At 72.5% G+C, this 17266-nt stretch carries 17 protein-coding genes; 7 read left to right on the top strand and 10 right to left on the bottom strand.

Annotation, left to right across the window (positions count from 1 at the left end; genetic code table 11):
* Positions 1–28 precede the first annotated feature (28 nt).
* Entirely contained in the window at positions 29–1249 is a 1221-nt protein-coding gene (locus AB0F56_RS20590) for an MFS transporter (RefSeq protein ID WP_362011569.1), read from the bottom strand.
* A gap of 87 nt (positions 1250–1336) precedes the next feature.
* On the opposite strand from AB0F56_RS20590, the gene AB0F56_RS20595 reads away from it, so the two are divergent.
* Positions 1337–1798 carry a helix-turn-helix domain-containing protein gene (locus tag AB0F56_RS20595; RefSeq protein WP_362011571.1) on the top strand — a complete coding sequence of 154 codons (462 nt, stop codon included), beginning with the start codon at positions 1337–1339 and terminating at the stop codon, positions 1796–1798.
* 18 nt (positions 1799–1816) lie between these two features.
* Here AB0F56_RS20595 and AB0F56_RS20600 read toward each other — a convergent pair whose 3' ends face one another.
* The 8 genes from AB0F56_RS20600 to AB0F56_RS20635 form a co-directional block, all read right to left on the bottom strand.
* Entirely contained in the window at positions 1817–3496 is a 1680-nt protein-coding gene (locus AB0F56_RS20600; RefSeq protein ID WP_362011574.1) for a DUF885 domain-containing protein, read from the bottom strand.
* Entirely contained in the window at positions 3496–4395 is a 900-nt protein-coding gene (locus tag AB0F56_RS20605) for an EamA family transporter (RefSeq protein WP_362011577.1), read from the bottom strand. Before AB0F56_RS20605 ends, AB0F56_RS20600 begins: the two co-directional genes overlap by 1 nt.
* Entirely contained in the window at positions 4392–5717 is a 1326-nt protein-coding gene (locus AB0F56_RS20610) for an ATP-grasp domain-containing protein (RefSeq protein ID WP_362011580.1), read from the bottom strand. Before AB0F56_RS20610 ends, AB0F56_RS20605 begins: the two co-directional genes overlap by 4 nt.
* The gene (locus tag AB0F56_RS20615) at positions 5714–7042 is read right to left on the bottom strand and encodes a biotin carboxylase (protein WP_362011583.1); all 1329 of its coding nucleotides are present in this window, start codon (positions 7040–7042) and stop codon (positions 5714–5716) included. Before AB0F56_RS20615 ends, AB0F56_RS20610 begins: the two co-directional genes overlap by 4 nt.
* Positions 7039–8391: an ATP-grasp domain-containing protein gene (locus AB0F56_RS20620; RefSeq protein WP_362011979.1), complete on the bottom strand. Its 1353-nt coding sequence runs from the start codon at positions 8389–8391 to the stop codon at positions 7039–7041. The genes AB0F56_RS20615 and AB0F56_RS20620 overlap by 4 nt, the downstream gene beginning before the upstream one ends.
* Before the next feature lie 71 nt (positions 8392–8462).
* Entirely contained in the window at positions 8463–9215 is a 753-nt protein-coding gene (locus tag AB0F56_RS20625) for a hypothetical protein (RefSeq protein WP_362011586.1), read from the bottom strand.
* A gap of 94 nt (positions 9216–9309) precedes the next feature.
* Positions 9310–9609, bottom strand: coding sequence for a 2Fe-2S iron-sulfur cluster-binding protein (locus AB0F56_RS20630; protein WP_362011588.1), 300 nt, complete (start codon positions 9607–9609; stop codon positions 9310–9312).
* Positions 9606–10610, bottom strand: a complete 1005-nt coding sequence (locus AB0F56_RS20635; RefSeq protein ID WP_362011591.1) for an NAD(P)/FAD-dependent oxidoreductase — start codon at positions 10608–10610, stop codon at positions 9606–9608. The genes AB0F56_RS20630 and AB0F56_RS20635 overlap by 4 nt, the downstream gene beginning before the upstream one ends.
* 373 nt (positions 10611–10983) lie before the next feature.
* Here AB0F56_RS20635 and AB0F56_RS20640 point away from each other — a divergent pair, with 373 nt between their 5' ends.
* From AB0F56_RS20640 to AB0F56_RS20660, 5 genes are all read left to right on the top strand, one after another.
* Positions 10984–12315, top strand: a complete 1332-nt coding sequence (locus AB0F56_RS20640) for an aminotransferase class V-fold PLP-dependent enzyme (RefSeq protein ID WP_362011594.1) — start codon at positions 10984–10986, stop codon at positions 12313–12315.
* A 97-nt stretch (positions 12316–12412) separates the two neighbouring features.
* Positions 12413–12976 carry a nitroreductase family protein gene (locus AB0F56_RS20645; RefSeq protein WP_362011981.1) on the top strand — a complete coding sequence of 188 codons (564 nt, stop codon included), beginning with the start codon at positions 12413–12415 and terminating at the stop codon, positions 12974–12976.
* 90 nt (positions 12977–13066) lie between these two features.
* On the top strand, positions 13067–13687 hold the full coding sequence (locus tag AB0F56_RS20650; protein WP_362011597.1) for a ScbR family autoregulator-binding transcription factor: 621 nt from the start codon (positions 13067–13069) through the stop codon (positions 13685–13687).
* Positions 13684–14589 (top strand): NAD(P)H-binding protein, encoded by a 906-nt coding sequence (locus AB0F56_RS20655; RefSeq protein ID WP_362011600.1) that lies wholly within the window; start codon positions 13684–13686, stop codon positions 14587–14589. Before AB0F56_RS20650 ends, AB0F56_RS20655 begins: the two co-directional genes overlap by 4 nt.
* Positions 14590–14643: 54 nt before the next feature.
* Complete coding sequence (locus tag AB0F56_RS20660) at positions 14644–15417, top strand: glucose 1-dehydrogenase (RefSeq protein ID WP_362011603.1); 774 nt, start codon at positions 14644–14646, stop codon at positions 15415–15417.
* A gap of 6 nt (positions 15418–15423) precedes the next feature.
* On the opposite strand, the gene AB0F56_RS20665 is transcribed toward AB0F56_RS20660, so the two are convergent.
* Entirely contained in the window at positions 15424–16038 is a 615-nt protein-coding gene (locus tag AB0F56_RS20665; protein WP_362011606.1) for a TetR/AcrR family transcriptional regulator, read from the bottom strand.
* Positions 16039–16245: 207 nt separating this feature from the next.
* On the opposite strand from AB0F56_RS20665, the gene AB0F56_RS20670 reads away from it, so the two are divergent.
* The gene (locus tag AB0F56_RS20670) at positions 16246–17247 is read left to right on the top strand and encodes a transcriptional regulator (RefSeq protein WP_362011609.1); all 1002 of its coding nucleotides are present in this window, start codon (positions 16246–16248) and stop codon (positions 17245–17247) included.
* The last annotated feature ends 19 nt before the right edge of the window (positions 17248–17266 follow it).

Raw genomic sequence — 17266 nt, forward strand, 5'->3', positions numbered from 1 at the left:
CGCGACGCCCTGGGGGCGCGGGAGGCGCTCAGAGAGCCTTGGCTCGGTGAGCCTCCTCCCGTACCTCCTCCGCGCCCGTCGGGATGTGCGCCGCCTCGCGGGCCACTCCCCTGCTCGCCGCCCAGACGACGAGGCCGCAGAACGCGAACCCGGCCCCGAGGAGGCTGGAGCCCGTCCAGCCGTACGAGGTGAAGAGCGCGGTGGTCGCGGCCGCGCCGAGGGCGGAGCCGAGCGAGTAGAAGACCATGTAGCCGCCGATGACGCTGCTGACGCGGTCCGGATGCGTGGCGGTGAGCAGGTGCTGGTTGCTCACGTGGACGGCCTGGACCGCGAAGTCGAGCACCACGATCCCGACGATGAGCAGCCACAGCGACCACGGCAGCTGGGCGATCGCCGCCCAGGAGACGAGGAGCAGGGCGAACGCGAACCCGGTGACCGGGACCGCCCGGCCCGCGTCCGCCCAGCGGCCCGCGCGGGCCGCGCCGAGCGCGCCGGCGAGTCCGGCGATGCCGAACAGGCCGATCTGGCTCTCGCTCAGCTCCCACGGCGCGTCCGCGAGCGGCAGCGAGAGCCCGCTCCACAGGGTGCCGAACGAGGCGAACAGGAAGAACGCGATGAGCCCGCGCGTCAGGACGACGCGCTCCGTGAACAGTCCGCCCAGCGAGGCGACGACCTGCCGGTACGCCACCGGCGGCTGGACGCGCTCCTCCGACGGCAGGGCGACGAGGACGAGGGCCGCGAGGGCGAGGGAGAGCACCGCGAGGACGGCGTACACGCTCCGCCAGCCCCACAGCTCGGCGAGCGCGCCGGTGACGACCCGGGCGCCCAGGATGCCGACCACGACGCCCGAGGTGACGACGCCGATGTTCCGGCCGCGTTCGGCGAGCGGCGAGACGGAGGCGGCGTACGCCACCGTGGTCTGCACGACGACCGCGAACAGGCCGGCGGTCGCGAGCCCCACGAACGCCAGCCAGGCGGCCGACGCCACGGCCGTCAGGGCGAGGCCCACGGCGGTGACCGCCAGGTGGACGGCGATGAGGCGGCGCCGGTCGACCACATCGCCGAGCGGCACGAGCAGCAGGAGTCCGGCGAGGTAGCCGAACTGGCTGGTCGCGACGATCCACCCGGCGAGTTCCGCCGAGACGCCGAGGTCGCGGCCCATCGGTTCGAGGACCGGCTGCGCGGCGTAGATGCTCGCCACCGCGACACCGCAGATCATCGCCAGCAGTAACCGCCGCCACATGTTCATAGCGCTCCCATCGAGATCGGTAGCAGATTGCAACCGTTTTGACGGTACGGCATGATGGTTTCAATCCGCAACCCAATGGGAGGTGTCATGACACGCACCACCATGAGCGCCCCGAACCTCGACTGGACCGATCCCGAGTGCCCCGTCGCCCGCACGCTCGACCTCGTCGGCGACCGGTGGAGCCTGCTCGTCGTGCGCGACGCGATGGACGGGGCGCGGTCGTTCACCGAGTTCCAGCGCCGGACCGGAATCGCCCGCAACATCCTCACCGACCGCCTCCGCAAGCTGACCGCTCACGGGGTCCTCGCCCAGCGCACCGCGCCGACGGGCCGGCGCCAGGAGTACGTGCTCACGGACGCGGGCCGCGCGCTCTTCCCGGTCATCCTCACGCTGCGGCAGTGGGGCGAGCGGCACGCCTTCGCGCCCGGGGAGGAGCATTCCGTCCTGGTCGACCAACACGGCACGCCAGTACCGGAGTTCGTGCCCGCCGACGCCGACGGCGCCGCCCTCGGCACGGACACCACACACGTGCTGAAGACGACGCCGTAGCAGGTCGGTCGGAGCGAGTCAGTTCGCGCGGGTCAGCTCCGCCCGCAGCAGGTCCAGGCCCATCGGCCCGAGATCCAGGGCCTGTCGGTGGAAGCGCTTGAGGTCGAACGCGGCCCCGTCGCGGCGGCGGGCCGCGTCCCGGGCGTCCAGCCACGCCTTCTCGCCCAGCTTGTAGGCGAGGGCCTGCCCGGGGCGCCCCAGATACCGGTCGATCTCGAACGCGACGAACCCCGCCGGGCCGACCCCGCAGTGCTCGGCGAGGAACTCCCGGGCGAGGCCCGGCGTCCACCGCTCGCCCTCGTGGAACCCGGTGCCCGCGGGGATCCGGAGCCGCAGGTGCAGGCCGATGTCCAGGACCACCCGCGCGGCGCGCAACTGCTGCCCGCCGGCCAGCATGCCGAGGCGGTGCGCCGGGTCGGCGAGGTACCCCAGCTCGTCCATCAGCCGCTCCGCGTACAGGCCCCACCCCTCGCAGTGCCCCACGTGCAGCTCGCTCGCGAGGCGCTGGAACCGGTTGAGGGTCGCGGTGTTGAGGGTCGTGACGCCCAGCTGGAGGTGGTGGCCCGGGACGCCCTCGTGGAACATCGTGCTCGGCACGGTCCACGTCGGGACCGGCACGTCCGGGTCGGTCGGCACCGGCCACCAGACCGTGCCGGGGCGCGACAGGTCCTCGCTGGGCGCCAGGTAGGAGGCGGGCCCGTCGGTGCGGGCGGTCCGGCAGTCGATCCGTAACAGGGGCGCGGGGATGGCGAAGTGGGTGCCGTCGAGGTCGGCGATGGCACCGTCGGCGAGCTTCTGGAGCCAGTCGCGGAACGCCGCCGCGCCCTTCACCAGGTGGCGGGGGTCGCCGTCGAGCGCCGCAAGCACCGCCGGCACCGGCTCGCCGGGTGCGACGGCCGCCGCGGCCTCGGCCGTCTCCCGCCGCACCCGGGCCAGTTCCTCCCAGCCCCACGCATAGGTCTCCTCCAGGTCGAGCCGGGTGCCGAGGAACTCCCGTACGCCCAGCAGGTAGCGGTCCCGGTCCACCGCCTCGCGCTCCGGCGCGTCCGCCGCGAGCTCCTCGGAGAGGTACGCCGAGAAGCCGGTCAGGGCGTCGTTCGCGGCCGTCGCGGCCTCGTCCAGGGCGCTCCGCAGGGCGCCGTCGCCGTGCCCGGCGGTCAGCCCCGCGAGGTACGGCCGCATGTCGCGGCACTCCCGGGCGTTCCGTACGACCTGCCGGTACGCCGCGACACGGCCTCGGCGCCGGGCGTCCTCCAGGCCCTCGCGCAGCCCCGCGAGCGCCCCGGGGACGGCCCGCAGCCGCGCGTGGAGCGCGTCCCAGGCGGTGTCGGCGCCCTGGTCGAGGAGGCCCACCGCGTGGCGCAGCCGCTGGACCGGGCCGTCGAGGGTGTCGAGGAGCGTGCCGTACGCGTCGGCGTCGGCCAGGGCCACCTCCGTGGCGAGTCGCTCGCGCAGCACGGCCGCCGCGATCCGCTCCGCGTCCCCGGTGGCGGGCGTGGCGTCGAGCGCCCGGAGCGTGCGGCGCGCCAGCTCTGCCCGCTCCCACGCGGCGCCCGGGCCGTGGTCGGTGAGCCGCTCCTCCTGCCCGGCGATGCCCATGACGGCGGCCAGGCACGGGTCGAGGACGGCCAGCTCGTCCACGTACCGGTCCGACAGCTCGGCCACCTGCTGGTGCGCGGGCTCGTCGAGGGCGCTCATCAGCGGCTCACCGACGACGGGAGCCTGGCGACCGTGGACTCGGTCAGCCGCTTGCCGTACAGGCCGATGACCAGGCCCGCGACGATCAGCGCCCCGGCGACCAGCTTGAGCGCGGGCAGCGGCTCGCTGAAGATCAGCACCGAGCCGAGGACGCCGAAGACCGGTACGAGCAGGGAGAGCGGGGCGACGGTCGAGACCGGGTACTCGCGGAGCAGCCAGTTCCAGATGGCGTACCCCAGGAGGGTGTTCGGGTAGGCCTGGAAGAGGATGGACAGGATCGCCGACCAGCCGAGCTGCTGCGGCAGCGCGACGTACCCCTCGGTGCCGTTCACGACCAGGTCGAGCAGGAAGAGCGGGATCGGCGCGAAGAGGCTCGCCCACACCAGGAACGCCAGGGTGTCGGTGGGCTTGGCCTTCTTGAGGATCACGTTGGCGACGCTCCACGACACGGCGCCGACCAGGACGAGCGCGACGCCGGCGATGGTCACCGTGCCGTCGGTGACGAACGTGATCGAGAAGAGTCCGGCGAGCGCGACCGCCATCCCCAGGTACTGGAACCGGGACAGCGACTCGCGGAACACCACGGCCCCGAGCAGGATCGTCAGGAACGCGCTGAACTGCAGGACCAGGGAGGCGATCCCGGACGACACCCCGGCCTCGATGCCCAGGTTCACCACACCCCACAGGCCGACGCCGAACACCAGGCCGTAGCCGACGAGGTGGCGCCACGGCACCTGCGGCCGCTTCAGGAAGAAGACGGCCGGCAGCGCGCAGAGCGCGAACCTGATCCCGGCCAGGATCAGCGGGTCGACGCTCTTGAGCCCGATCTTGATGATCGAGAAGTTGAGACCCCAGATCGCGGTGACGGCCACCGCGATCAGGATGTGCTGTTTCTTCATGCGGGGACCTGTTCGGGAGTTTCGGGGACGAGCGGTGGAGTGAGGGGTGCGGCGGCCGGGCGGGTGGCGACCGAGAGGGAGCCGAAGAGGGCGGCCATCCACTCGCGGGTCTCCTCGGGGGTGTCGCCCGCGACGATCCCGGCGAGGACGGTCTCCCCGGCCTGGTAGGTGATGTGGTCGGGCAGCGGCGCCCCGGGCGGCAGTTCGTGCCAGGTGACCACGCGCGGCCCGGACCGGAACGCCCCCGCGCCCTCCAGGCCGCGGTACTCACGCCCGGCCAGGTGGTGGCCGGGGTGGACGAACCAGGCGTACCGAAGGCGGTCGGCGTCCGGCTCGGGGAACGTCCCGGCGACGGGCTCGCCGAGCAGGACGCGCAGCTCGTACGAGGGCAGGTGGATGCCGGTGGCCAGCTCGAAGGTGGCCACCACGTCTGCGCCCCCGACGCGGTTGCCGACCTCCAGGAAGACGAGCTCGCCGTCGGGGTCTCCCGCCTGGACGATCGCCTCCAGGTGGAAGGTGCCGTCCTCGATCCGTACGGCGGCCAGGGCGCGGGACACCCAGGCGCGGGTCTCCGCGGAGAAGCCGATCTGGAACGAGCCCATCGGCCGCCCCTGCGCGTACTCCAGGCAGGTGCCCAGGTACTCGCTCGCGGTGAGGGCCAGGACCTCGCCGTTCTGCACCAGGCCGTCGAAGTGCCGGATCGGCCCGGCGACGAACTCCTCGACCTGGAAGTCCTCTCGTGCGGGCCCGGCGTCGGGACCGTCGGGACCGTCGGGACCGTCGAGCCGGGCGACGCCGGTGCGGCCCTCGGTGACCGCCGCGGCGGCCTCGCGCGGGGTGGCGTAGACGAGCACGTCCTCGCTGGAGGCGCCGCGGTGCGGCTTGAGGACGGTACGGCCGTTCCAGGGCGCCCGGCCGCCCAGTCGGAGGAAGCTCGGCAGCGGCAGGAAGCGCGGCACGCGTAGGCCCGCCTCCTCGACGGCCCGCTTCATCAGGACCTTGTCGCGGGCGAGCGCGACCTGGTCGACGGGCGCGCCCGGGACGCCGAGGTGTTCGCGGAGCCGGGCCGCGTCGAGGAGTTCGTACTCCGACATCGAGATGACCCGGTCGAAGGCGCGCGGCTCCTCCGCCAGCCAGTCCCTGGCCTCCTCGAAGGCCGGGCGCGCGCCCGGGCGGCTCACCCGCTCGCAGCGCAGTCCGGGCGGCAGGGTGGCGAGGGCGGTGTCGGTGCCGAAGTAGGTGACGTCGTGCAGGTCGTGGGAGATCCCCCGGTGGTACTCGATCTTGAAGTAGGGCACGCGGTGCAGGACGAGGATCTTCATCGGGACTTCCTGACGGGAGTGGGGACGGCGACGGCGTGGTCCAGGGCCTCCGACCAGGCCTCGCGCAGGGCGTGGACGACCGTGCGGATGTCGGCCCGGTCGCCGCGCAGGACGACGCAGCCCTGGGCGGCGAAGTCCGCGTTGTCGCGGGCGACGGCGTGCAGGTCCCGCCGCTCGGCCGAGATCCAGGCGAACTCCGTGACGGTCAGCTCCCCGTCGGCCAGGCCGAACCGTTCGGCGGTGGCCTGCACGGCGTCCGCGAACGGGTCCGCGCCGGGCGCGACGTCGTCCGGGGCGAACGAGCGGTCGCTGCCGACGCCGAGCATCACCGTCGCCGCCGCGCAGCCCGGCACGAGTCGGCCGGCGTCGGCGGCCGTGCCGAAGGCCGTGTCGATCCAGCGGTGGTGCAGGTCGATCCCGTACACCCAGCGGGCCAGGGCCCAGATCTTCATGCCGCCCGGTCGCCGGTTGGGCTCCACGATCGCGGCACGCAGCCCGTCGTCGCTCAGCTTGATCTCGTTGTGGAACGGCCCGTCGCACTGGCCCACCAGCCAGTTGGCCTGCCGTCCGGCCCGCTCCAGGGTCGCCCGCTCGTGCTCGTCCAGGGCGGCGGGCAGCACCTGCGCGATCTCGACGGGGTAGCGGCCGCGCGCGCTGACCTTCTCGGTCAGGAAGGAGAGCGAGCCGAGCCCGTCGTAGGAGAACTCGCGCCCGTACGGTATGAGTTCCTCGCAGATGACCCCGCCCTCCAGGTACGGGAGGACCTCGGCGAACGCCGCCGTCAGGTCGTCCCCGGGGCGGACGACGACGACGCCCCGGTTGTTGCCCTCGGCCGCCGGTTTGACGACGAAGCCCTCGGGGTGGGCGATCCCGAACTCCCGGAGCTGGTCGAGCGAGGCGATCTCGGCGAAGGCCGGCACCATGATCCGCTGCGCGGTGAGCAGGTCGGCGACGCGGGCCTCGTCGAGCCGGTAGCGGTACTTGGAGAAGGCGCCGGCGGCGAGGGGCGGCGAGTCGACCGGGACGCCGAGCCGGTGGAGCAGTGCGGCGCCGCTGTGGACGGCGTTGTCGGAGAAGACGATGCCCGCCCGGATCCGTTCGCGCCGGTCGCCGAGCAGCTTCTCGCCGAGCTCGGGGAAGCGGTCGCCGAGCGGATCGAGGTCGACGACCTCGTCGGCGATGGCGTGGTCGGCCTCGGTGGGCTCGGCGCGGACGAGGACCACCGTCGCGCCGTGCCGCTCGCGGGCGTACTCCCGCAGGTGGCGCACCTCGTCGATGCGGCTCAGGTTGTAGTCGACGATGAGGAGGATCGGCCCGGTCGTCATGCGTGCTCCGTCTCGTACACGATCTCGATCGCGCGCTCGGAGGCGGTCAGCAGCCCGGGGAGGAGCGCGTCCCGGTCGGCGCGGTCCATGCTCCAGAGCACCTGGCCGAGGAAGACCTCGCGCGAGGACGACTCCACGACGTCGCCGGGCTCGAGGAGGATCTGCGACAGGACCGGCCTGAGCGGGAGTTCGCCGCCCGGGCCGACCGCGCGGATGGTGCCGGGGTCGGCGAAGAAGACGCGGAAGAAGGTCGCGTTCCCGCTCGGCGAGGTGCCGTCGGGGGCGTACGAGAGGCTCTTCAGGGTCTTCGCGAAGGCGGCCGGCCCGTCGGTGGCGAGCAGCGCGTCCAGCCAGAGGTCGAGCAGCCCGGGGCCGCCGGTGAGCGCGGCCACGCTGGGCGAGATCAGGCTGCCGCCGACGCGCGGGTTGACCTCGATCAGGTCCCAGCCGGACAGGGCGTCGTACCGTGCCTCGACGTGGAAGCAGCCCCAGCGCAGGCCGAGGACGAACAGGACGCTCGACACCCAGCGGAGGCCGGCCGCGGTCTCCTCCGCCGACAGGCTCGTCGGCGGGCTGACGCAGGCGTTCTCCAGGACGGTGCCGGCGGTCTCCGTGACCTCGCACTTCTCGTGCACGGCGACCACGTGCGGCTCGTCGTCGACGACGATCACCTCGAAGCTGAACTCCCGCCCCGGTACGTAGTCCTCGACGAGGAACTCCATGCCCCGGTCGCCGGACTCCTGGCCCGGGGTGAAGGCGCTCGCGTAGACCGTGTCGGCGGCGGCCTCGGCGGCGATGCGCTCCAGGTCGGCCCAGGTCGTGTCGGGGGCGAGCGGGAACGTGCCGAACGAGGCGATGCCGCTGACCGGCTTCACGAAGTGCCGGCCGCCGTCGCTCCGGCGGGCGGCGAGGGTCTCGGGGGTGAGCGCGGCCGCCCGGACCCGGCTGAGTCCCGCGTCGGCGAGGCGGTTGCGCAGGGTCAGCTTGTCGCGGAGTTCGGGGACCTGCTTCTCGTCCAGGTCCGGCACCCCGAGCCGGGCGTTGGCCAGCGCCATCAGATGGCGGTAGCCCTCCCAGACCGTGAGGCAGCAGGCCACCCGCTCGCCCGCGGCCCGGAGTCCGTCGAGGTACTCCTCGACGTCGTGCGGGGTCAGTACGTGCTCGCCGGTCACCCGGACGTCGTCGGCGAGGTCCGCGAGCGCCCCGGGCCTCGAGCCCTGGTGCTGCGGCTCCGGCAGTGAGCTGAGCACGTAGACCTTCAGCCCCCGCGCCGTGACCGTGCGGGCGAGGTCCTCCAGGAACGAGAACCCGACATGGCTGAGCAGCAGCACTCCCCTGGCGTTTTCCATGCTCAATTCCGGCCTCCTCACCGGCGGGTGGGGCGCGGCGCGGTCGCGGCGCGCCCCACTGAGGACTGGGCTCAGGCCGGCTGCTTCTCGGCCTTGGCGATGGTGTCCAGGTAGAGCTCCTCGAAGTACTGCGCCAGGAGCGCCTGGTGCTCCTTGAGGTACCGCTGGAACGCGGCGACGTCGTCCTCGTTGTGGAGCAGGTGCCGGACGGCCGCCCAGACCTCGCCGGGGTGGTCGTCGTTGATGTCGGTGTGCGAGTGGCTGATCTGGCCGCCGATCCTGCCCTCGCCGACCGAGCCCTTCAGCGCCTCCAGCTTGCGGGGCTCCAGCTTCACGTTGACGTACTCGACGAGGTACGAGTACGCGACGACGCCGAGGGGGCCCTCGTGGTCCAGGAGGTAGGAGAAGTAGCCGGTCAGCAGCTTGGTGGAGAGGTACGGCTCGGTGGCGAGGAACTGCTCGCGCGAGACGCCCACCTTGGCGAGGTCGGTGATGAACAGCTCGTCGTGGAGCATCTCCTCCTGCTCGTAGTTGGCCCACACCTGGGCCGCCTCCGGGCTGCGCTTGGCTATCTCGACGAGCGCTTTGGCCTCGGCGACGCGGAGCAGCCGGATGCGCCAGGCGGTCTCGATGAGGTGGCGCTTGTAGTAGTCGGAGTCGACGTTCTTGCCTTCGAGGTGCGCGGCCTCGGGCACGTTGGCGTACCACTCGAGGACCTGCTGGTCGATCTGCTCGTCGATCTTCGCGCGCAGTTCCGCAGAGGCGGCGGCGTTGAGGAACGTGGAGCTCTTCCCGTATCCGACGTTGGTCACGCGGTTCGGCATGGTGTCACCTTTTCTCGTGGGTGGTCGGGTGCTCGGGTACTCGTGGATCGGGTACTCGTTGGTCGGGTATCTCGGACGCTCGGGTGCGAGCGGTTCAGATGTCGTCGACGACGCGGATGACCGCGTCGCCCCGCAGCCGGCACTGGCAGGCCAGGCGGTGGTCGCCGCCGGTCCGGCCGAGGTCTTCGAGGAAGTCGAGCTCGTCGTCGTCGGGGGCGCCGAGGGCGTCGAAGCCCTCCAGGACCTCCACGACGCACGCGCCGCACGCGCCGGAGCGGCATCCGAACGGGATGAGCCGCTGCGGGGTCTCGTACTCGACTTCGGTGAGGAGGGATCCCGCGGGCAGCAGGATCTCGGTTCCGGTCGGGAGGATCGTCAGTTTCCTCAGGGTCATGGCACCGGCACGGCGTCGAGGTCGGCGGAGCGGGCGGTCGAGTGCTCGGGCGCCAGGCGGGAGCCGGGGCGCAGCTCGACGGCCGCGTGGTTCGCGGCGGTCGCCGCCTCGCCGAGGCCCACGGAGATGAGCGGGACGCGGCCCTCGTACGTGCAGATGTCGCCGGCCGCGTACACCCGCGGCAGGTTCGTGCGCATCGCCCGGTCGACCGCGATCAGCCGGTTCTCCAGCCGGAGCCCCCAGTCGGCGAGCGGGCCGATGCTGGTGACGAAGCCCAGGGCGCCGACGAGGGCCTGGGCGGGCAGCCGCAGCTCCTCCGCGCCGGCCTGGACGCGTACCTCCTCCAGCTGCCGTACGCCGTGACAGGCCGTCACCTGGGCGTCGGTCAGCACGCGCACGTCGGCCGCGTACATCTGCTTGACGCCGTGCTCGTGGGCGCGGAAGGCCGAGCGGCGGTGGACGACCGTCACGGAGCGGGCGAGCGGTGCGAGGGCGAGCGCCCAGTCGACCGCGCTGTCGCCGCCGCCGACGATCACCACGTCACGGTCCCGGTGTTCGTCGAGGCGCGGCACGTGGTGGGCGACGCCCCGCCCTTCGTACGGTCGCAGGCAGGGCAGCGTGCGCGGGACGGAGCGGCCGAGTCCGGCCGCGATCACGACGGCGCCGGCCCGCACCCGCCCGCCGTCCTCCAGGCCGAGCTCCCAGCCCGCCCCGTCCTCGTCCCGGGTCAGGGTGGCCGCGGTCCTGCCGAGCAGGTAGCGCGGTTCGAACGGCGCGGCCTGGGCGACCAGGCGCTCGACCAACTCCCGTCCCTTTACGGCGACATGGCCGGCGACGTCATGGATCTTCTTCTCCGGATAGAGGGCCGCGATCTGGCCGCCCGGCTCGGGAAGGGCGTCGACGATCACGCTGGAAAGCCCTCGGAATCCCGCGCAGTAGGCGGCGTACAGGCCGGCCGGACCCGCTCCTACGACGGCCACGTCCGCGCTCGCTTGATGCATTCTGAACCCCAGGCCCTTCCAACGTTCGATGGAAACAGCTCTGCCATTCACATAGTTCGGGTGGTTCGGATTCCTCGGCCGGAGGGAATTCACTCCGCCGAGCACGAATTCATCATTGAGCGGCCCGAGATGGACCGTCAACGAATGGGGTCGGAACTCCGCACTCCAGCCGAGCGGCCGGAAGCGACGGCCGGCCTCTACCGCCCCTACCGGCCGGAGCTCCGAGTGTGGAACTTCCTCAGTCGAAGCCGTCGAGGCCGGCGACGGGCGGGCCTCCGGCACGGAACCGGACCGGACTTGACGGAACCGGACGACGATCCTTCACTCTTTCCTGTCCGGCAATGCACAATCCACCCCACCTCATGGAGTGATCGTGTCTCTTTCGCGCCGCAGGATTCTGGCCGGTTCCGGTATCGCGGCTTCCGCACTGTCGTTGGGCCCGCTGGGAAAGGCCGCCGCCGCACAGGAGGCAACTCCCGCGCCCTTCCGGCCGCACGACTGGAAATCCGTCCGCGCGCAGTTCCTGCTCGCGCCCGAGTACGCGCATCTCTCGAACTTCTATTTCGCCTCGAACCCCACTCCGGTGCGTGAGGCGATCACCCGATACCGCAAGGCGTTCGACGAGAATCCGTACAGTTTCCTCGACGACAACATGTTCCGGCGCGACGAGGACATGCTGTGGCGTGACGTATGCGCGGCCGCCGCCGAATACGTCGGCGGGAAGCCCGAGGAGATCGCCCTCACCAGCAGCACCACGATGGGGCTCGCCCTCATCTACAACGGCCTGCGCCTGAAGCCCGGCCAGGAGGTGCTGACCACCACGCACGAGTTCTATCCGCACCACGAATCGATTCGGCTCGCCGTCGAGAAGTGGGGCGGGAGCATGCGGAAGATCCCGCTCTACGAATCGTCCCTGAACTTCTCGGCCGACGAGGCCGTGGCACGGATCCGCGCCGCCATCCGCCCCCACACCCGGGTCGTCGGCGTCACCTGGGTCCACTCCGGCACCGGGGTGCGGCTGCCGATCGCCCCGCTCGCGGCCGCGATCAAGGAGCTGAACCGCCATCGCGACGAGGCGGACCGCGTCCTGCTCGTGGTGGACGGGGTCCACGGCTTCGGCGTGGTGGACGAGGACGTCGCGAAGATGGGCTGCGACTTCTTCGCCGCGGGGACGCACAAGTGGATCCTCGGCCCGCACGGCACCGGGATCATCTGGGGAAAGCCGGAGAGCTGGGCGCTCCTGCGGCCGACGATCCCCAGCCTGATGGCCAAGGAGACCACCGACGCCTGGCGGCAGGAACGCCCGCCGGCCGGCCCGACGCAGGCCGCGTGGGTCAGCCCGGGCGGCTTCTTCGCGTACGAGCACCAGTGGGCCGTCGTCGAGGCGTTCCGCTTCCACCGGCAGATCGGCCGCGGACGGGTGCACGGCCGGATCGCGGAGCTGAACGGGCAGATCAAGGAGGGGCTGGCCCGCATGAAGCACGTCACGCTGCACACGCCGGTCGACGCCGGGCGGTCCGCGGGCTTCGTCATCTTCGATGTCGACGGCTACAAGCCGCAGGACGTCGTGCAGATCTTCCGCGACCACCGGGTCATCGCCAGCGGCACCCCCTACGCGGTCCCGCACGTGCGCCTGTCGGCCGGGATCGTCAACTTCCCCAAGGACGTGGACAGGGCGCTGAGGGTCGTCCGCTCCCTGGCGTGAGGACCGCCCTGTGAGGTCGCCCGCTGCGGCCGCCACGGCCGTCGCGAGGTGCAGGCGGCCGCCCCTTGAACGCAGAGGAGGAACACCCGTGGATGTCATGACGGCCGTGCTGTCCCGCCGCAGCGAACAGCACCTCGTCGCACCCGCCCCGAACGACCAGGAGTTCGCGTATCTCCTGCGCGCCGCCGCCACGGCCCCCGACCACGGCGGCCTGCGGCCCTGGCGGTTGATCCTGATACGCGACGAGGGCCGCGCCGCTCTGGAGCGCTGCCTCGCGGACGAGGGCGCGGGGCCCACGGGGCCCGGGCCGGGACCCGAGTGGCTGGAGGAGATCCAGGGCGCGCCGCTCCTCGCCACGCTGGTCTTCTCGCCCGTGCCGCACGACCCGGGCGGCCAGGACGGTCCCCCCGAGTGGGAGCAGCTCGCCGCCACCAGCGCCATGGCCGACTCGCTGACCCTGCTGCTGCACGCCCGCGGTTTCGGCAGCGTCTGGCGCACCGGCGGGTTCACCGAGTCCGAGCCGATCCGCCGCGCCCTCGGCCTGCGCGGGGAGGAGCGCCTGCTGGGCTGGCTGTGCATCGGCACTCCGCCGCGCAGCAGGGCCTCGCAGCGGCGGGTGCCCGAGGACGTGACCGACCGGATCTCCGTCTTCACCCCCTGAGACTCCGTCATCCGCGCTAACATAAAATACGTTCGGTTTCCTTTCGAGGCCGAGTCGGGGCCTGGTCGACGAGGGTGATCGGACGCAGGGGTGACTGATCTGAAGCAGGAGCGTGCCGTCCGCACGCGCAACCTGATCATGAAGGCGGCGGCGGAGCTCTTCGACGAGGAGGGCTACGAGGGCGCGAGCGTCACCCGCATCGTCAAGCGGGCCGGCGTCACGCTGGGCGCGCTCTACTTCCACTTCCCCTCGAAGCAGGACCTGGCCCACGAGGTGATGAACGCCCAGCCCTACGTGATCGAGCCGCTCCTGGAGTCCAGCGGACTCCAGCGCCTGGTCGACATCACGCTGGTCTGGGCCCACCGGCTGCAGACCGACCCGATGCTGCGCGCCGGCGTCCGGCTCGCCGTCGAGCAGAGCCGCTTCGGCATGCGCGACATCGACTCCTTCGAGGGCTGGAAGGACATCATGGTCGGCCACCTCGAAGTGGCCCGCGCCGAGGGGAGCCTCCGCGAGGGCGTCTCACCCGAGGAGGTCGCCCAGTTCGTCGTCGGCGCGTGTACGGGCGTACAGCTGTACTCCCAACTGGTCACCGGCCGGGCCGACCTGACCGAGCGCACCTGCTCCATGTGGCGGCTGCTGCTGCCGGGCATCGCGGCACCCGACGCCGCCACCGTCGTTGTCGACCCCGACCTCGGAAGGGCCCCATGAACGCCTCTCCCCTCGGACAGCGGGAACCGGCCCGCCGCATCGTGCTCGCCGGCGCCACCGGAACGGTCGGCCGGCTCGCCGCGGCACGACTGGCCGCCGCCGGAACGTACGACGTGACCCTGCTGACCAGGGACCCGGCGAGGGCGGCCGCCCTGGGCCTGCCCGGTCGGCTCGTCGGCGCGGACTTCGCCTCCCCCGCCACGCTCAGGACCGCCCTGCGCGGGGCGGACGCGCTGCTGCTCGTCACCAACGACCCGCTGAGCCCCGAGCACGACGTCAACCTCCTCCACGCCGCCACCGCGGCCGGCACCCCGCACGTCGTCAAGCTGTCCGCCCAGGCCGTGACCGACCCGGACGCCGACGACGCCATCACCCGCTGGCAGCGCGAGAACGAGGAGCGGCTGAGGGCGAGCGGCCTTCCGTGGACCCTGCTGCGCCCCCGCTCCTTCATGACCCACGCCCTGGCCTGGCGGGACGACATCGCCCGGCACGGCATCGTGCGCGCTCTCCACGGAGACTCCCTCAACTCCTGTGTCGACCCGGCCGACATCGCCGACGCCGCCGTCCAGGCCCTGACGGGCACCGGCCACATCGGGCGGACGTACGCGCTCACCGGGCCGCGCGCGATCTCCGTACGGGAGAAGACCGCCACGCTGTCCGAAGTCCTGGGCCGGCCGCTGGTCTTCGAGGAGATCTCCCTGGACCGGGCCCGCCAGGAGTGGCGCCGCCGCATGCCCGAGATCCTGGTGGACGCGCGCACGCTCAGCGCCGAGCGGCAGAACCGCGGCTCCAAGGCCGCCGTGGCCGACGGGGTGCGCGAGGCGACGGGCCACGCGCCCCGGTCCTTCCGCACGTGGGCCACCGAGCACGCACCGGCCTTCCGCACCCCCGTACGCGCGTAGGGCTCCTCCCAGAGACCTGATCGCCCGCCCCGCCCGTCGATTGGACCCCTCGCCGTGGCCTCATCCACCCCTCTCCTCCACGGCAGGACCGTCATGATCACCGGCGCGTCCAGCGGCATCGGCGCCGCCGCCGCGCACGCCTTCGCCGCCGAAGGCGCCGCCGTGGTCCTCGTGGCCCGGCGCGCGGACCGGCTGGAACACCACGCCCGGCTCATCCGCGAGAGCGGCGCCGAAGCCCTCTGCGTACCGGCCGACGTCACCGACGCCGATGCAGTCCAGCGCGCCGTCGACCGGGCCCTGGACGCCTACGGCGGGCTCGACGCGGCCTTCAACAACGCCGGCTGGGCCTCCTCGGGCACCCCCCTGCACAAGACGGACGACGCCGAGTACGACCGGATCATGGACGTCAACGTCCGGGGCGTCTGGAACTGTCTCCGCGCCCAGATCGGCGCGATGCTCGAATCCGGGACCCGCGGCGCCATCGTCAACACCTCCAGCGTCGCGGGACTGCGCGCCACCGGCACCGCCGCCCCCTACATCGCGGCCAAGCACGCCGTGCTCGGCCTCACCCGGGCCGCCGCCGACGAGTACGGGCCGCACGGCATCCGGGTCAACGCCCTGGTGGTGGGGAGCACGCACACCGAGCTGATGGACGAGGTCCTCACCCGTACGCCTTCGCTGTACGAGCCGTTCACCAGCCGCGCCATCCAGCGCCGCCTGGCCGACCCCTCCGAGGTGGCCCAGGCCGCGCTGTGGCTCTGCTCCGACCGCTCCTCGTTCACCACCGGGGCCGCGGTCCCGGTGGACGGAGGCTGGACGGCCCGGTGACTTCTCTCAGCTCTGACTTCCGCCCGGCAGCAGGTCGGGCGAGCGGGTCGCGGCCACCGCGCCGAGCGCCAGGCACCACAACTGCGCGAGCGCTTCGAGGTCTTCGCCGACCGTGCCGGTCGTGGGGACCGACGGACTGTCGAACCGGGCGAGCATGCACACCACCAGGGAGCACAGCAGCCCCGCCGTACAGCCCTCGGCCAACTCCCCCCGCGCACACGCCCGGTCGGCGAGGAGTTCGACCTCGCCGAGCCAGAGCCGGTACCAGAAGCACCCCGTCCACGCGGTCTCCCGGCTGAGCCGTGCGGCCGCCTGCACGGTGGTGTCGGAACGCAGCAGCCGGGCCACCTCGTGAGTGAGGTCGATGATGTTCTGCAGCGGCAGCGGCGAGCGCGCCAGGGCGCGGATGACGGCCGAACGCGTGGCGGTCGCACCCTCCTCGTAGACGCCCCGGGCCAGTTCGGGTTTGGTCGGGAAGTGGAAGGTGAGCGCCCCTTGCGTCACCCCGGCCTGCGAGGCGATGCGCGCCAGCGACGTGCCGGCGTAGCCGTACCGGGCGAGCTCCAGGGCGGCGGCGGATAGTACCCGGCTTCGGGTGAGCGCGGCTCGTGTCTGCGCCACGTTGTCGGTCCCTCTGTCATGTTTCGTCTGGCCCCCTGGTGTCGCTCCGAACGACTCGCATTCCCCCGTGAGTTGGGGAGCTGTTTGCCCACTCTACAGAACATAAAGAACGCTATTTTTGTTATGGTCGAACCGTGCCCGGAACCGTGCCCCGCCGCGTCCCCGCGGCGGGCTGTCGTGCTCACGCGCTCGCGTGAGGAAAGGGTGGTGGAGGAATTGAGGGACGTATTAGAGGCGACGGACAGTGATCTCGAGGCCATGACCGGTGGCGCGTGTTCGGACGTCCACCTGGTACCGACGGACTCCCTGCTGGCCGCCGACTCGCCCCGGCTCGGCGGGTTGAGCCGGGAGCACGTCGAGGTGCTCGCGCAGCGCGCCATCGAGCCGGTCCTGGTGCACCGGGGCACCATGCGCGTGGTCGACGGCATGCACCGCCTCCACGCCGCCCGGCTCCGGGGCGAGGCCGAGATCCCGGTCCGGTTCCTGGACGGACCGGCCGGCGAGGTCTTCATCCACTCCGTGTCGGCCAACGTCTCCCACGGCCTGCCCCTGACGCTCAAGGACCGCAAGGCCGCCGCCGGGCGGATCCTGGCCTCGCACCCCGACCTGTCGGACCGCGCGATCGCCCGCATCACCGGCCTCTCGCCCAAGACCGTGAGCGCCGTCCGCCGTACGTCGACCGAGGAGGTCCCGCAGCCGGAGGTACGGGTCGGGGCGGACGGTCGCGCCCGCCCGCTCGACGCGGCCCGGCGCCGCGAAGTCGCCGTCGCCTTCCTCGCCGAACACCCCGGCGCCACGCTCAGCGAGGTCGCCGCCAGCGCGGGCGTCTCCATCAGCACCGCGGGCGCGATCCGGCAGCGGCTGCGCCGCGACGAGCAGGCTCCCCCACCACCGCCACCGCGCCCCGGCCTCGTACGCGAGGCCGGCCGCTGCGAGCGGCCCGCCGGGCCACCGCCGGGCGACCTGCGGGAGCAGCGCATCGAGACCCTGGCGAAGGACCCCTCGCTCAGGTTCACCGAGTCAGGACGCGCCTTGCTGCGCTGGCTGAACAAGCGCGCACCGGACCTCGAAGCCGGGCAGCAGCTGATGGCCGCGGTGCCGGTGCACTGCGCCGTCGCGGTCGCCGACCTGGCCAACTCCTACGCCCGGGAATGGCAGCGCTTCGCCAGCGACCTCGACCGCGCCCTGGGCGACATGGTGGAGCACTAGGCACGCAGGGAGGGGACGG

This window comes from Streptomyces sp. NPDC026092 (assembly GCF_040638605.1).
Classification (GTDB): Bacteria; Actinomycetota; Actinomycetes; order Streptomycetales; family Streptomycetaceae; genus Streptomyces.

Excerpts from the sequence above, each read along its gene's own strand:
- AB0F56_RS20590 (WP_362011569.1), bottom strand. The coding sequence starts at position 1,249 with ATGAACATGTGGCGGCGGTTACTGCTGGCGATGATCTGCGGTGTCGCG.
- AB0F56_RS20595 (WP_362011571.1), top strand. The coding sequence starts at position 1,337 with ATGACACGCACCACCATGAGCGCCCCGAACCTCGACTGGACCGATCCC.
- AB0F56_RS20600 (WP_362011574.1), bottom strand. The coding sequence starts at position 3,496 with ATGAGCGCCCTCGACGAGCCCGCGCACCAGCAGGTGGCCGAGCTGTCG.
- AB0F56_RS20605 (WP_362011577.1), bottom strand. The coding sequence starts at position 4,395 with ATGAAGAAACAGCACATCCTGATCGCGGTGGCCGTCACCGCGATCTGG.
- AB0F56_RS20610 (WP_362011580.1), bottom strand. The coding sequence starts at position 5,717 with ATGAAGATCCTCGTCCTGCACCGCGTGCCCTACTTCAAGATCGAGTAC.
- AB0F56_RS20615 (WP_362011583.1), bottom strand. The coding sequence starts at position 7,042 with ATGACGACCGGGCCGATCCTCCTCATCGTCGACTACAACCTGAGCCGC.
- AB0F56_RS20620 (WP_362011979.1), bottom strand. The coding sequence starts at position 8,391 with ATGGAAAACGCCAGGGGAGTGCTGCTGCTCAGCCATGTCGGGTTCTCG.
- AB0F56_RS20625 (WP_362011586.1), bottom strand. The coding sequence starts at position 9,215 with ATGCCGAACCGCGTGACCAACGTCGGATACGGGAAGAGCTCCACGTTC.
- AB0F56_RS20630 (WP_362011588.1), bottom strand. The coding sequence starts at position 9,609 with ATGACCCTGAGGAAACTGACGATCCTCCCGACCGGAACCGAGATCCTG.
- AB0F56_RS20635 (WP_362011591.1), bottom strand. The coding sequence starts at position 10,610 with ATGCATCAAGCGAGCGCGGACGTGGCCGTCGTAGGAGCGGGTCCGGCC.
- AB0F56_RS20645 (WP_362011981.1), top strand. The coding sequence starts at position 12,413 with ATGACGGCCGTGCTGTCCCGCCGCAGCGAACAGCACCTCGTCGCACCC.
- AB0F56_RS20655 (WP_362011600.1), top strand. The coding sequence starts at position 13,684 with ATGAACGCCTCTCCCCTCGGACAGCGGGAACCGGCCCGCCGCATCGTG.